At 62.2% G+C, this 12,563-nt stretch carries 12 protein-coding genes, 1 tRNA gene and 1 riboswitch; of the genes, 6 read left to right on the top strand and 7 right to left on the bottom strand.

Going from position 1 to position 12,563, the window contains the following annotated elements:
• Window positions 1-48: 48 nt before the first annotated feature.
• Window positions 49-128: riboswitch (SAM riboswitch) on the bottom strand.
• A 107-nt stretch (window positions 129-235) separates the two neighbouring features.
• Complete coding sequence (locus AB8A33_RS25000) at window positions 236-1,342, top strand: 2'-deoxycytidine 5'-triphosphate deaminase (RefSeq protein WP_068737579.1); 1,107 nt, start codon at window positions 236-238, stop codon at window positions 1,340-1,342.
• Between the two features lie 92 nt (window positions 1,343-1,434).
• Here the strand turns inward: AB8A33_RS25000 and AB8A33_RS24995 are convergent, their stop codons facing one another.
• Both AB8A33_RS24995 and AB8A33_RS24990 read right to left on the bottom strand, forming a co-directional pair.
• Window positions 1,435-2,100 (bottom strand): outer membrane protein, encoded by a 666-nt coding sequence (locus AB8A33_RS24995; protein ID WP_439095245.1) that lies wholly within the window; start codon window positions 2,098-2,100, stop codon window positions 1,435-1,437.
• Window positions 2,101-2,330: 230 nt separating this feature from the next.
• Window positions 2,331-3,224, bottom strand: a complete 894-nt coding sequence (locus AB8A33_RS24990) for a LysR family transcriptional regulator (RefSeq protein ID WP_439095243.1) — start codon at window positions 3,222-3,224, stop codon at window positions 2,331-2,333.
• 134 nt (window positions 3,225-3,358) lie between these two features.
• Here AB8A33_RS24990 and AB8A33_RS24985 point away from each other — a divergent pair, with 134 nt between their 5' ends.
• Window positions 3,359-4,351, top strand: a complete 993-nt coding sequence (locus tag AB8A33_RS24985) for an aldo/keto reductase (protein ID WP_439095242.1) — start codon at window positions 3,359-3,361, stop codon at window positions 4,349-4,351.
• A 19-nt stretch (window positions 4,352-4,370) separates the two neighbouring features.
• Here the strand turns inward: AB8A33_RS24985 and AB8A33_RS24980 are convergent, their stop codons facing one another.
• Window positions 4,371-5,225, bottom strand: coding sequence for an NAD-dependent epimerase/dehydratase family protein (locus tag AB8A33_RS24980; protein WP_439096048.1), 855 nt, complete (start codon window positions 5,223-5,225; stop codon window positions 4,371-4,373).
• Between the two features lie 162 nt (window positions 5,226-5,387).
• Between AB8A33_RS24980 and garD the strand changes: the two genes are divergently transcribed.
• The 3 genes from garD to AB8A33_RS24965 all read left to right on the top strand — a co-directional run bounded on the left by garD (window position 5,388) and on the right by AB8A33_RS24965 (window position 9,870).
• Window positions 5,388-6,932, top strand: a complete 1,545-nt coding sequence (gene garD / locus AB8A33_RS24975; protein WP_439095240.1) for a galactarate dehydratase — start codon at window positions 5,388-5,390, stop codon at window positions 6,930-6,932.
• A gap of 310 nt (window positions 6,933-7,242) precedes the next feature.
• Window positions 7,243-8,295, top strand: coding sequence for a hypothetical protein (locus AB8A33_RS24970; protein WP_439095238.1), 1,053 nt, complete (start codon window positions 7,243-7,245; stop codon window positions 8,293-8,295).
• Window positions 8,296-8,424: 129 nt separating this feature from the next.
• Window positions 8,425-9,870: an MATE family efflux transporter gene (locus AB8A33_RS24965; RefSeq protein ID WP_439095236.1), complete on the top strand. Its 1,446-nt coding sequence runs from the start codon at window positions 8,425-8,427 to the stop codon at window positions 9,868-9,870.
• Between the two features lie 7 nt (window positions 9,871-9,877).
• Here AB8A33_RS24965 and AB8A33_RS24960 read toward each other — a convergent pair whose 3' ends face one another.
• Genes AB8A33_RS24960 through AB8A33_RS24945 form a run of 4 tightly spaced genes read right to left on the bottom strand, consistent with a single transcriptional unit; the run spans window position 9,878 to window position 12,269 of the window.
• Window positions 9,878-10,405: a hypothetical protein gene (locus AB8A33_RS24960; RefSeq protein ID WP_439095234.1), complete on the bottom strand. Its 528-nt coding sequence runs from the start codon at window positions 10,403-10,405 to the stop codon at window positions 9,878-9,880.
• On the bottom strand, window positions 10,402-10,803 hold the full coding sequence (locus AB8A33_RS24955; protein ID WP_439095232.1) for an SRPBCC family protein: 402 nt from the start codon (window positions 10,801-10,803) through the stop codon (window positions 10,402-10,404). Before AB8A33_RS24955 ends, AB8A33_RS24960 begins: the two co-directional genes overlap by 4 nt.
• Before the next feature lie 35 nt (window positions 10,804-10,838).
• Window positions 10,839-11,681, bottom strand: coding sequence for a helix-turn-helix domain-containing protein (locus tag AB8A33_RS24950; protein WP_439095231.1), 843 nt, complete (start codon window positions 11,679-11,681; stop codon window positions 10,839-10,841).
• A 9-nt stretch (window positions 11,682-11,690) separates the two neighbouring features.
• Window positions 11,691-12,269 carry a methylated-DNA--[protein]-cysteine S-methyltransferase gene (locus tag AB8A33_RS24945; RefSeq protein WP_439095229.1) on the bottom strand — a complete coding sequence of 193 codons (579 nt, stop codon included), beginning with the start codon at window positions 12,267-12,269 and terminating at the stop codon, window positions 11,691-11,693.
• A 167-nt stretch (window positions 12,270-12,436) separates the two neighbouring features.
• On the opposite strand from AB8A33_RS24945, the gene AB8A33_RS24940 reads away from it, so the two are divergent.
• Window positions 12,437-12,510 (top strand) — tRNA-Gly (locus tag AB8A33_RS24940).
• Window positions 12,511-12,563: the final 53 nt, after the last annotated feature.

The raw sequence follows: 12,563 nt of genomic DNA, 5'->3' as shown, positions 1-12,563 counted from the left end.
AAAAACCGGCCTGGACGGACGTCCTCAGGCCGGGATCGCATGCTGGAAGGACATGTGTCCCCGGCCTGTTTAGCGACTTATTTTACGTGGCTGCAAGCCGGCCGGCTCAAATCACCACGGGATAACGATGTGCATATTCCCGCTTGCCCTTTTCGTCAAGGCGGGGCTGAGATAACCGGTAAAGTCGCTATTTTTCAGTGTATTCTCGCTGAAGGACGACCGAAGGACGAGACCTGTGCCGTTTACGCTTGCCCCCGATGCCGATGGAATTCTGCCCGACCGCATGATTGCGGCGATGGCCGATGCCGGCCTGATCCTGCCGGAATATCCCTTCGTCGAGAGCCAGATTCAGCCCGCCAGCCTCGATCTGCGGCTCGGCTCCATCGCCTATCGCGTGCGCGCCAGCTTCCTGCCGGGGCCGAATTCGACCGTTGCCGAGCGCATCGACGAGCTGAAGCTGCACGAGATCGATCTGTCCGATGGCGCGGTGCTGGAAACCAACTGCGTCTACATCGTCCCGCTGATCGAAAGCCTGGCGCTGCCGCCGAATATCTTCGCTGCCGCGAATCCGAAGAGCTCCACGGGGCGCCTCGACGTGTTCACCCGCGTCATCGCCGACGGCACGCGCCGCTTCGACGTGATCGGTGCCGGCTATCACGGCCCGCTCTATGCCGAGATCAGCCCGAAGACATTTCCGGTGCTGCTGCGTGAGGGCTCGCGTCTGTCGCAGGTTCGCTTCCGCGTCGGCGATGCCGTGCTCGATACCGAAGCGCTGGAAGAACTCCACGCGCAGGAGCCGCTGGTCGACAGCGACACGGCCGATCTCAACAATGGCCTCGCGCTCTCGGTTGATCTCTCCGGCGAAAACGCTTCCGGCTTTGTCGGCTACCGCGCCAAGCGTCATACCGGCGTCGTCGATATCGATCGTCGCGGTGGCTACAGCGTCAATGAATTCTGGGAGCCGATCTCGGCGCGCAAGGACGGCACGCTGATCCTCGATCCCGGCGAGTTCTACATTCTCGCGTCCAAGGAAGCGGTGCAGGTGCCGCCGGACTACGCCGCCGAAATGGTGCCGTTCGATCCGCTGGTCGGTGAATTCCGCGTGCATTATGCCGGCTTCTTCGATCCCGGCTTCGGTCATGACGGTGCCGGCGGCAAGGGCTCTCGTGCCGTGCTCGAAGTGCGTTCGCGCGAAGTGCCGTTCATTCTCGAACATGGCCAGATCGTCGGCCGTCTCGTCTATGAGCGGATGCTGGATCGCCCGGATGCACTCTATGGCCAGCGCATCGGCTCGAATTATCAGGGCCAGAGCCTGAAGCTCTCGAAGCACTTCAAGGTGTGATCGCTGGCCACTTAAATACGTACGAAAAAAGGCCCGCATTGCTGCGGGCCTAAGTTTTTTCTGGAGACGAAGTAGACGATAGATCGTCAGGCTTACTGAACGAAGCCTGCGCCAAAGTTGCCCAGGTTGAAGCGGTAGTTCAGGCCAGCCTTGATCGTGTGCTCGTCGTTCTTGAAACCGCCAACGGCGAGGGTCGGCGTGATGAAGTTGACGTTGCCGAAGTCGTAATACTGATATTCGACCTTGCCCGACCAGTTCTGGGTGAACAGATATTCGAGACCGCCGCCAACCGTGTAGCCATCGCGGCCACCGTCGCCGGCAAAGCCGTTGGTGAAACGCGAGTCAGCCCAGGCGTAACCGCCCTTCACGTAAAGCAGTGCCGGACCCCAAGTGTAACCGAGACGACCGGTGACCGAACCGAGCCCACGATTGTCGAAGTTGCTGCTGGTGGAAAGGAAGCTGTAGTTGGCTTCGAGACCGACCACCCAGTTCGGCGCGAACTGGTAGTCGTAACCACCCTGCACACCGCCCATGAACGTACCGTCATTGCTGCCACCGAGCAGGTTGTTGTCGTTGCCCGGGAACGCGCCGCCGACGTGGCCACCGATATAGAAGCCGGTCCAGTTGTAGATCGGAACAGCCGGAGCATAGGCCGGAGGAGCCTTGGTGTAGGGACGCGCAGCGAGGTCGGCAGCAGACGCAGGAGCAGCCAAGGCGACGAGGGCCAGAGCAGCGGTAGACAGTAGAAGCTTCTTCATCAGGTGTTCCTTCTCAATCCCAACGGGGATGACGAAGGCAACCTAGACTATTGCGCAGTGATTGCTGTCACACGCGTGCAACAGCGCTTCAAACGAAAAAGGCAGCTTTGGCGACCACGTCGCGCTTAAGACACAGCATTGCCCAAATTGATTCAGGAACTTTTCACGATGTGCGATTTGGCTTCTATAATGTTCCGATTGAGGCGATGGAACCCGACGTCGATCCCCGATCAGCCGCGGTAACGCAACGCTTCAACCAGCGCCGCGAATGCGGATGTCGGTTGCCGGCGGCTCGGATAATAAAGGTGATAACCCGAGAACGGTTGGCACCAATCGTCCAGCACCTGAACAAGCCGGCCTGAGGCAATGTGATCGCGCACGCGATCCTCCGGCAAATAGGCTAGCCCCAATCCGTTCAGCACCGCCTTGTGGCGCATTGACATGTTGTTGAACACGATCTGGCCATCGACGCGCACTTTCAAGGCGCGCCCGCGCTTCTCGAACTCCCACGCATAGAGGCCGCCCATGGTCGGCAGACGGATATTGATGCAGTCATGCGCGGTGAGGTCTTGCGGGCGTTTCGGCAGCGGTCGTTTGGCGAAGTAGGACGGTGCGCCGACCACGACCATGCGAAAATCAGGCCCGATCCGAACGGCGATCATGTCTTTTGCGACCTGTTCACCCAGGCGAACGCCCGCGTCGTAGCGTTCCGCAACGATATCGATAAGGCCGTAATCGACGACGAGTTCGGCCTTGATGTCTGGATAGCGCGGCAGCAGCTTCGCGAGGGCAGGCCAGATGATCGTCTCGGCGGAATGCTCACCGGTGGTGATGCGGATGGTGCCGGCCGGCTTCTCGCGCAACTCCGTGACAGCCGCGAGTTCGGCGTCGATCTCTTCCAGCTTCGGGCCGATCGTCCGGATCAGGCGTTCGCCGGCTTCGGTCGGCGCAACGCTGCGGGTCGTTCGGGTCAATAGCCGCAGTCCGAGCCGCTCCTCAAGACCGCGAATGGTGTGGCTGAGTGCGGATTGCGAGACGCCGAGCTTGGCGGCTGCGCGCGTAAAGCTCGCTTCTCTCGCGACGGCGAAGAAAGCAAGGAGGTCGTCGATTGTCTGGCGGGCCATTCATGAATCCGGCTGATAAGTGCGTGCAGATTATATCATCTAATCTCATGGGCGCACGATCTCCAGATGTCGCATGTCGGCGGCAACATCCCACCAGTGCGGAGCCGCTCGTTGTCTGGCGCAGGAGATCTGAAATGAAGACACGCAAACTCGGGGCAAGCGGACTGGAGGTGTCAGCCATTGGGCTCGGCTGTATGGGGATGAGCTTCGGCTACGGGCCTCCGGCCGACACAACAGAAATGACCGCACTGATCCGCGCGGCTGTTGAGCGCGGTGTCACGTTGTTCGATACCGCCGAAGTCTATGGTCCGTTCACCAATGAAGAACTCGTCGGCGCGGCGCTCGCGCCGATCCGTGATCAGGTGGTCATCGCCACCAAATTCGGCTTCAGGCTCGATCCCGCAACCGGTCAGCAGGTCGGTCTCGACAGTCGACCCGCGCATATTCGCGAGGTCGCTGAAGCATCGCTCAGGCGCTTGAAGACCGATGCCATCGATCTATTCTATCAGCACCGCGTGGATCCCGACGTGCCGATCGAGGATGTGGCCGGCGCGGTGAAGGACCTGATCGCCGAAGGCAAGGTGAAGCACTTCGGTCTGTCCGAACCGGGCGTGACGACAATTCGCCGCGCCCATGCCGTACAGCCGATCACCGCAATCCAGAGCGAATATTCGCTGTGGACGCGTGGCCCTGAAAAGGAAGTGCTGGCGACGCTCGATGAGCTCGGGATCGGCTTCGTCCCCTACAGCCCGCTCGGCAAGGGCTTCCTCACCGGTGCCATGAATGAGAGCACGACGCTCGACAGCGGTGACTTCCGCAACATTCTCCCGCGCTTCACACCCGAAGCGCGCAAGGCCAATCAGGCGCTGGTCGATTTGCTTGGCGAGATCGCCGGACGCAAGCAGGCGACGCCGGCGCAGATCGCGCTGGCATGGCTGCTGGCCCAGAAGCCGTGGATCGTGCCGATCCCGGGCACCACGAAACTGCATCGGCTCGAAGAAAATCTCGGTGCGGCGGCCATCGAGCTGACAGTCGGTGATCTGCGGGACATCGACAGCGCTGCTGCAAAGATCACCGTGCAGGGCAACCGCTATCCGGACAGGCTGGAGGCGATGACCGGCCGGTAGTCCGCAGGTCACGCGCTCCCTAGGTCTCGCGCTGCTGCCACAGCGCCGTGAGGCCTTCGCGATAGGTCGGAAACGCGAGCTTCACGCCGAGCTCGCGTTTCAGCCGCGCATTTGAGATGCGGTTGCTGCTGGCATAGAAGCTGCGCGCCATCGGGCTCATCTCGGCGTCATCGAAATTCTGCTCGGGCGGCGGCGCGATTCCCATCAGCGATGCGGCGAATGTCACGACGTCCTGCGGCGGCGCCGGCTCGTCGTCGCACAGATTCCAGATGCCGGTCTGCGGATGTTCGAATGCAGCCGCGATGGTCGCCGCGATGTCATCCACATGAATGCGATTGAACAGCTGGCCCGGCTTGACGATGCGATGGGCCTTTCCGGCTTTGAGATTCTCCAGCGCATTGCGGCCGGGGCCGTAGATGCCGGCAATGCGCAGGATTGTCGTGCGATCGCCGGCCACGGCAGACCAGCCGGCTTCAGCATCGATACGTGCCTTGCGCCGGCCCTCGCCGGAGACCGGGGCGGTTTCGTCGATCCAGGCGCCTTGATGATCGCCGTAAACCCCGACGCTGGAGAGATAGACGATACGTCGGATGCCGCTGGCGGCGATCTGCGCGCCGAAGGCTTGCAACACGGGATCGCCATCTGCACCGGGCGGGGTCGAGACGAGCAGTGCGTCGGTATTTGCGAGGCGATCGGCAATGCGGGGGTCGGTGGCGTCCGGGTTGAAGATGAGCGTCTCGATATCGCGGGCTGGCGCCAAGTCCGCCGATTTACCGGCCGTGCGGACAGTGCCGGCAATCGCGGTAAATGGACCGCCATGCTGGGCGATGAACCGGTTTGCGCTGTAGCCGAGCCCGAAGACGAAAAGACGCACGGTCATCCCATTTCTGCATGAATTCGGGCGCGCCGGCCCATTTCAAGGTCATCATTTGGGCTGCAGAGCGTGTCGGTCAAGTGCGCGACTCCGTCATCTTTTGTGGTACTGCTCGCTCACGAGACCGGCGCGAATGCCGGCAGATTTGGGAAGGACGAGACGATGGCCACCACGCTGGCATCAGACGCATATGCGCCGCGCTACATCAAACTGAATGCGCGCGACAACGTCGCCATCATCGTCAATGATTTTGGCCTGCCTGCAGGCACCAGAATGACCGACGGTCTGGAACTGCGCAATTTCGTGCCACAGGGGCATAAGGTGGCGTTGGAAGATATCGCCAAGGATGCGCCCATCATTCGCTACGGCGAGATCATCGGCTATGCGCTGGATATGATTTCGGCCGGCGAATGGGTCGAGGAGGCGCGTATCCACATGCCCGATGCGCCGGACCTCGACAGCCTTGAGATTGCCAATGCGGTTCCGGAACCCCAGCCGCCGCTGACCGATTATACGTTCGAAGGTTTTCGCAATCCCGACGGCTCCGTCGGTGTGAAGAACATTCTCGCCATCAGCACCTCGGTGCAATGCGTCGCCGGCACGCTAGAATTTGCGCTCAAGAAGATCAAGGCCGAGCTGCTGCCGCGCTATCCCAATGTCGATGACGTTGTCGCCGTCACCCATGGCTACGGGTGTGGTGTCGCCATCAATGCACCGGACGCTTATATCCCGATCCGCACGCTGCAGAACATCGCGCGCAATCCCAATTTCGGCGGCGAGGTGATGGTGGTCGGCCTCGGCTGCGAGAAACTCGCACCGGAGCGTTTGCTGCCGAAGGAGGACCCGGCCAGCCTGATGCGCTTGCAGGACGAGGGCAATCAGAGCTTTGGCGATATGGTGGATACGATCATCACCATGGCTGAAGCGCGCTTGAAAATCCTGAACCAGCGCAAGCGCGAAACCTGTCCGGCCTCCGACCTCGTAATTGGTCTGCAATGCGGCGGCAGTGACGCGTTTTCCGGCGTGACCGCCAATCCGGCGCTCGGCTTCGCCAGTGATCTTCTGGTGCGCGCCGGCGCCACGGTGATGTTCTCCGAAGTCACCGAGGTGCGTGACGCCATCGAATTGTTGACGCGCCGTGCGGTCAACGAGGATGTCGGCCGCGCGCTGATACGCGAGATGGATTGGTACGATTCCTATCTGGCGCGCGGCGGCGCCGATCGCAGCGCCAATACAACGCCCGGCAACAAGAAGGGCGGTCTCGCCAATATCGTCGAAAAGTCATTGGGCTCCATCGTGAAGTCTGGCTCGAGTGCGATCAGCGGTGTGATCGGCCCGGGCGAACGCGCGACGACGAAGGGACTGCTGTTTGCAGCAACACCGGCAAGCGATTTCGTCTGCGGCACGTTGCAGCTCGCCGCTGGCATGCAGATGCAGATCTTCACTACGGGGCGCGGCACGCCCTATGGGCTGGCGCAGGCGCCGGTGATCAAGGTCTCGACGCGCACCGAACTGGCGAAGCGCTGGTCGGACCTGATCGATTTCGACGCCGGTCGCATTGCCAGCGGTGAGATGACTATCGAGGAAGCAGGCTGGGAGCTGTTCCAGCTGATCCTCGACGTCGCCAGCGGCCGCAAGCAGGTCTGGGCGGATAAATGGGGACTGCATAACGATCTTGTGCTGTTCAACCCGGCACCGGTGACGTGAACTCTCTGCCGTCATTGCGAGTCCAGCGAAGTCATCCAGAGCCACACGAAGGAAGTACTGTATTGCTTCGTCGCTTCGCTTCTCGCAATGACGAGGTCCAGTTCAACGCCGCTGCTTTCGCGCCCGATGGCGTCACGCGTCAGAGCGACGAGACAGGCTCAAAGCAGGAATTTCTGGCGCATGGAATGTCCTGGTGACTGAAACGATCTAATGCGGCCAATGCAGGAACGTTCGACCTCCCTGCATGAATTTCATGTGAAGCCGGAGTGATGCGCGGCTATGGTCCTTCCCAATAATCAGGGAAGAAACGATGACCGGATCGACAAATACGAGCGACGAAACCACTTGGACGCGCTGGCGTAGCGTCGCGGATCTCTATCACGCCTATTTCACCGGCCTGATCCTGACCACGGTCACGCGCCGCGGCACCGCAGATGCCACCGAGTTCATGTTTCGCATCTTCCGCCGCCAGCAGCAGGAGCGCTTTCTGCCGGGACTCGTGAAGCTTGGTCTGTCCGGCCTGCCACCCGCGGTCGCTGCGGCCCAGTATCACTATCTCTCGAACTGGATCGGCGGCGTGTCGGTCGAGTACATGGTTGAGAGCGATCGCAAGGCCTGGATCCGCTATCCGCCGCCACGCTGGATCTGGCGCGGCACCGCGATCTGCAGTGTGCCCGGCGAAGTCTCCCGCGCGATGCTGCGTGGCTGGCACGCCAATAATGGCGTCTCGCTCGGCAATCCCCGCATGGGTTTCGTCTGCACCAAGCAGAGCGTCGATGGCCAGGATGGCCTCGAAGGCTATTACTGCGAATACGACCATGAGTTGGATATCGATCAGCGTCTGGTGTTCGCGCGTCATCTGGAAGCGCCGTTGTTCGATCCCGCGAAGGCGCCGGCGCTGCCCGTCGATAGCTGGCCAAAGGCCCGGTTGGAGAAGGCCTATCGCAACTACGCCATGGAATATGTACGGACCGCAGCGCCTGTGGCGGTTCAACTGTTCGGTCCGGTCGATGCCGGCTATTTGCTGCATCTCACCGGCAAGCTGATCGGCATGCAGTATTTCGACGAGGTCTCTGCCGGCTTCGGCCTGCAGCGTGGCGACGCCAGGGCCTTCGCGGAATTCCTCGGCGTTCTGTTCGCAGCGCAGGACGACGTCGTGGAGATCAGCGCATCCGAGGGGCAGTTCGAAATCCGGCAGCAGAGCTGGAAACTGATGGACGGCGTTGCCGACAACAATATCGCCTGTGCGAGGGCCTTGCAGGGGCTAGTCGAGGGCCTTGCCGCTGGATGCGGTCGCAATATACCCATCGCGATGACACCGGCGCGAGGCGGTGCGCTGCCGTTCATCTGGTCAATCGGCTAGCGCCTCGACCCCTTGATACTGCAGTGCAAATCGAACATCCCCCATGCGTGCGTCGCGCATGGCATTGTCGGCGATCGGTGCTAGGAACGAGGTGTCCGGCAGGCAAGACCGGAAGCTCAGGGAGAATGCATGTCCGACGCTGTCGTCGCCGAACCCCGATTGGTCGATGCCGACAAGCAGCCGCTTCCGAGCCTGAAGGCGCCGGCCAAAAATCCCCTACTGGATCATCCCATTCTGCCGACCATCCTGCGGCTGGCTTGGCCCAATGTCGTCGCGCTGACGGCAGGCGCCGTCGTCGTTATTTTCGAGACCACCTATGTCGGCCGGCTCGGCACCGAAGCATTGGCGGCGATGGCGCTGGTGTTTCCCTTCGTGATGCTCACCATGACCATGTCCGGCGGGGCCATGGGCGGCGGTGTGTCATCGGCGATTGCGCGGGCGATCGGTGCGGGCGACCGCGAGCGGGCCTCCACACTGGCCGGGCACGCGCTGCTGATCGCCATCTGCTTCGGTCTCACCTTCACGGTCGGCATGCTGACCTTCGGCTCCATGCTGCTGCAACTGCTTGGTGGCCGCGGCAATGTGCTGAGCCAGGCGCAGGGCTATATCACCGTCTTCTTCGCTGGTGGCGTGATCCCGTGGCTGCTGAATACCTTCGCGGCGATCCTGCGCGGCACCGGCAACATGAAGATCCCCTCCGCCATGCAGATGGCGGGGGCTGCCTTGCAGGTAGTTCTCGGTGGCGTGCTGGGCCTCGGCTTCGGTCCGATCCCGCAATTCGGCATGCCCGGCGTCGCGGCGGGCACGCTGATTGCATTCACGATCGGCACAGGCGTCATGGGCTGGTATGTCTTTTCCGGTCGTGCGCGAGTCCGGCCTCAGATCAAGGGCTTCCGTATTCAGCGCGGAATGTTCTTCGATATTCTGAAAGTGGGTGCCATCGCCTGTTTCAATCCGCTACAGGGCGTTCTGACTCTCCTGATTTTCACCCATATGCTGGCGCATTACGGCACCGCGGTGCTGGCCGGCTACGGCATCGGTGCGCGGCTCGAATTCATGCTGAGCACGCTGGCTTTCGCGGTGGGTATCGCCTCGGTGCCGATCGTCGGCATGGCAATCGGCGCTGGCCGCATCGCGCGTGCGCGCCGCGTGACCTGGACTGGCAGCGTGATCGCCTTCGGTGTTGTCGGCCTGCTCGGCACACTGATCGCGATCTTCCCCGATGCCTGGGTCAATCTGTTCACCAATGATGCCGGTGTGCGCGCGGCAAGCCGGACCTATCTGGCCACCTGTGCGCCAATGTATGCCTTTCTGGGGCTGTCCACGGTGGCCTATTTTGCCTCGCAGGGCGCCGCCAAGGTGCTCGGCCCGGTGCTGGCGCAAACCGCGCGGCTGGTCTTCGTCAGCGTTGGAGGCTGGTGGCTGCTGTCTATCGATGCCTCAGCCACAAGCTTTTTCTGGCTCGCGGCGGCGTCCATGGTGCTGCTCGGCGTGCTGTCGGCACTCAGCGTACTGCTGACGTCGTGGGGACCGAAGGCCGGTCCCGTGCCCGAGATCCGGCCGGAGCTCGTCTGAGCAGTTTCTAGCCGACGCGCGTCGCGGAAAATTCCACATCGCGCCGCCACGTCGCGCCGTCGTCATGCGAGGTCTCGCCGCGCCACAGAAACGAGCGCGGCGTGATTTGCGAGAAGCTCCAGCGGATCGGGCGGCCGTCGTTATCGCGGCCGAGCTGGACGATGTCGTTGCCCTGTTTGCGGCCGGTCATGGTGAGAAAATTCTGCATCACCGGGTCGGTCCACTGGATCTGCCACGCATCGATACGTGGGTCGTAGATCCGCAGCGTGCTTCCATACGAGTAGGCATTCGCTGCGGCGTCGCCGTCGCGCAACTGGCCGCGCGGCGGCACGATCCAGACATCCTGGATGGCACGGCCTTCCAACACCCAGCCGAAATGCCATTCGCCCTTGCGCCGGCGCTCTCCGCCGTCCGGCATATACCTGACCACATCGAGCTCCCAGCCGCCGATCAGCCAGCCATAGAGATCCATCTGGCCGATGCGATCCGGGGCAGGGCCATAGGCTTTGAGCGCATCGAGGAAAGAGGCTGTCATGCCGCCACTTTCCCGAATTGCTTCTGCATCGCTGCGAGGCCCAGATCCATCTGGCTGCTCATATAGGGCGCGATCTCGTTCGGCAGCACGTCCGCGATCCAGATGAACCGGCAGCGCGCATCGCCATCAGCAAATACCTGCGCTGATGCACTGTGCTGGCTGATCCGTTCGCTGACGATGGCATAGACGAGGCGCCGTCGGTCGTGGTCGCAATCGACCAGTCTTTCGCGGGCGACGGACCCATTGGCAAACGTCACGATACGCGCGTCGCCGTCTAGCTTTGTGTCAGTGACGAAGCCCGGCACCAGCCGGGTGTGCAGCGCGCCGAAGTCGGCCAGTGCGGACCAGACATCGTCTGCCGATGCGCCGAGGAAAATCTCTTTGTGAATCGATGCCATGCTGTGCCTCCCGGTTGATCAGGACGGCAAGCTACTCAGTGGACGGCGAGCCGTTCTTGGAAAATCTTGCGGTCGCCGCGGGAAGCCTGTCGAAATGCACGGGGCGAGACGCCGGCAGCGCGATGGAAGCTGCGCACGAAATTCGAGAGGTCGCCGAATCCGACATCGAAGGCGATGTCGGTAATCGCGCGGTCTTTCTCCGCCAGCAGGTTTGCGGCCCGCCGCAGCCGGGCCCGCACCAGATACTGGTGCGGCGTCACGCCGAGCACATTCCTGAACAGGCGCAGGAAATGGAACGGGCTCAGTCCAACCTGACGGGCGGTTGCATCGAGATCGATCTCGTCGCTGGCATGGGCGTCGATCCACAGCGCGGCCTCGACCGCGCGCCGGCGATCCCGTGCATTGCCGGTCACACGTCTGCGCGGCTCGCCCGAGACGACGTCGACAAAGCGCGCGGCGAAGGCATAGCCGATCTCATCGAGCCCGAGATCGCTATGGGCACCGGCACTTGCCTGCGCGAGTTCGCCGAGCACCATCAATTCGGCGCGTGGCGCGATGGCGCCCTGCTGCCAGATGTCCCTGGCGTCGCCGACGGTATCGATCAGCTCAGGCGCGAAGGAGAATGAAAGGCACTCGTCGCCAGAGCCGTGATGCTCGTGATGGCAGGTATATTCGTCGCCGGGGTGTCCGATCAGCAGCGCGCCGGCGATGAGTTCGTGCGATTGCCCGCGGCAGCGACAGCCGAAACTGCCCTTGCGAACATAGGAGAGCGAATGGCCGGCGTGCTGTTCGGAAAACGGCTGGTCGTCCGGACCCGCCGTACAGCGATAGTCCGTGACGGTGATCGCGTTGCTCTGGAACAGTGTTGTTGCCTGCATGGGCTGAATTTAGCCCTGCGGGCGCGGTGGGGCAACCGACAGCAGGGCATCGAACAGGGTGGTCGTCCGGCCGGCCAGCGCGCCCTCGATCGAGAGCAGCCGCGATTTGGTGATGATGCCGCCATTGCCGGCAAAGCCGCTGGTCTGGCCCGCAACGGCCAGTGCACGGTGGCATGGTACGAGGATCGCAAACGGATTGCGGGCGACGGCCTGGCCGACTGAATAGACTGCGCCGCTGGCGCCGAGCTTTGCTGCGATCTCTGCATGGGTGCGGGTTTCGCCACGCGGGATCATCCGGATCGCCTCATAGACGCGGCCATTGAACAGCGGCAGGCCGTACATATCGACGGGGACATCGACGAGGTCGACGGACTGGCCGCGCAGCAGCGCAACGATGCCCTCGATGGCATAGTTGACATCGGCGGGCGGCCGGAATTCGCGTGCATCGGGAAATTGCTGCAGCAGGCGGCGCCGGGTTTCGATCTCGCGCGCTTCCGGCAACTGCACGCCAACAATGCCGGCATCGCCCCATGCGATACCGCATCGGCCCACCGACGTGTCGAAGGTTGTGTATCCGTGCCCAGCCATCCCGAAGGCGATGTTAGCAGGCGAATTGAAACCGTCATCTGGAATCTTTTGAGCGATCACCTTTCGAAGGGCGCGGCCGAGTGTGCAGCGCAAGGAAACTGTAACCGGCTGCCATCAATCCGCTTGGCGGATCGGCCCGTCTCGGCTAGATCAGATGGCGCGACGATGCGGGCGTAGTTCAATGGTAGAACGGCAGCTTCCCAAGCTGCATACGAGGGTTCGATTCCCTCCGTCCGCTCCAGCCCCGTCATTCATTCCAGATGATCGGTGCCGCATGGCGATTGAACGGTTTGG

It is taken from the genome of Tardiphaga sp. 813_E8_N1_3, from assembly GCF_051811025.1.
Taxonomy (GTDB): domain Bacteria; phylum Pseudomonadota; class Alphaproteobacteria; order Rhizobiales; family Xanthobacteraceae; genus Tardiphaga.
This window is presented reverse-complemented; position numbering and strand designations above follow the sequence as displayed.

Bases quoted from the DNA above. Each gene is read 5' to 3' on its own strand.
- AB8A33_RS24995 (WP_439095245.1), bottom strand. From the start codon at position 2,100: ATGAAGAAGCTTCTACTGTCTACCGCTGCTCTGGCCCTCGTCGCCTTG.
- AB8A33_RS24990 (WP_439095243.1), bottom strand. From the start codon at position 3,224: ATGGCCCGCCAGACAATCGACGACCTCCTTGCTTTCTTCGCCGTCGCG.
- AB8A33_RS24985 (WP_439095242.1), top strand. From the start codon at position 3,359: ATGAAGACACGCAAACTCGGGGCAAGCGGACTGGAGGTGTCAGCCATT.
- garD (WP_439095240.1), top strand. From the start codon at position 5,388: ATGGCCACCACGCTGGCATCAGACGCATATGCGCCGCGCTACATCAAA.
- AB8A33_RS24970 (WP_439095238.1), top strand. From the start codon at position 7,243: ATGACCGGATCGACAAATACGAGCGACGAAACCACTTGGACGCGCTGG.
- AB8A33_RS24965 (WP_439095236.1), top strand. From the start codon at position 8,425: ATGTCCGACGCTGTCGTCGCCGAACCCCGATTGGTCGATGCCGACAAG.
- AB8A33_RS24960 (WP_439095234.1), bottom strand. From the start codon at position 10,405: ATGACAGCCTCTTTCCTCGATGCGCTCAAAGCCTATGGCCCTGCCCCG.
- AB8A33_RS24955 (WP_439095232.1), bottom strand. From the start codon at position 10,803: ATGGCATCGATTCACAAAGAGATTTTCCTCGGCGCATCGGCAGACGAT.
- AB8A33_RS24950 (WP_439095231.1), bottom strand. From the start codon at position 11,681: ATGCAGGCAACAACACTGTTCCAGAGCAACGCGATCACCGTCACGGAC.
- AB8A33_RS24945 (WP_439095229.1), bottom strand. From the start codon at position 12,269: ATGGCTGGGCACGGATACACAACCTTCGACACGTCGGTGGGCCGATGC.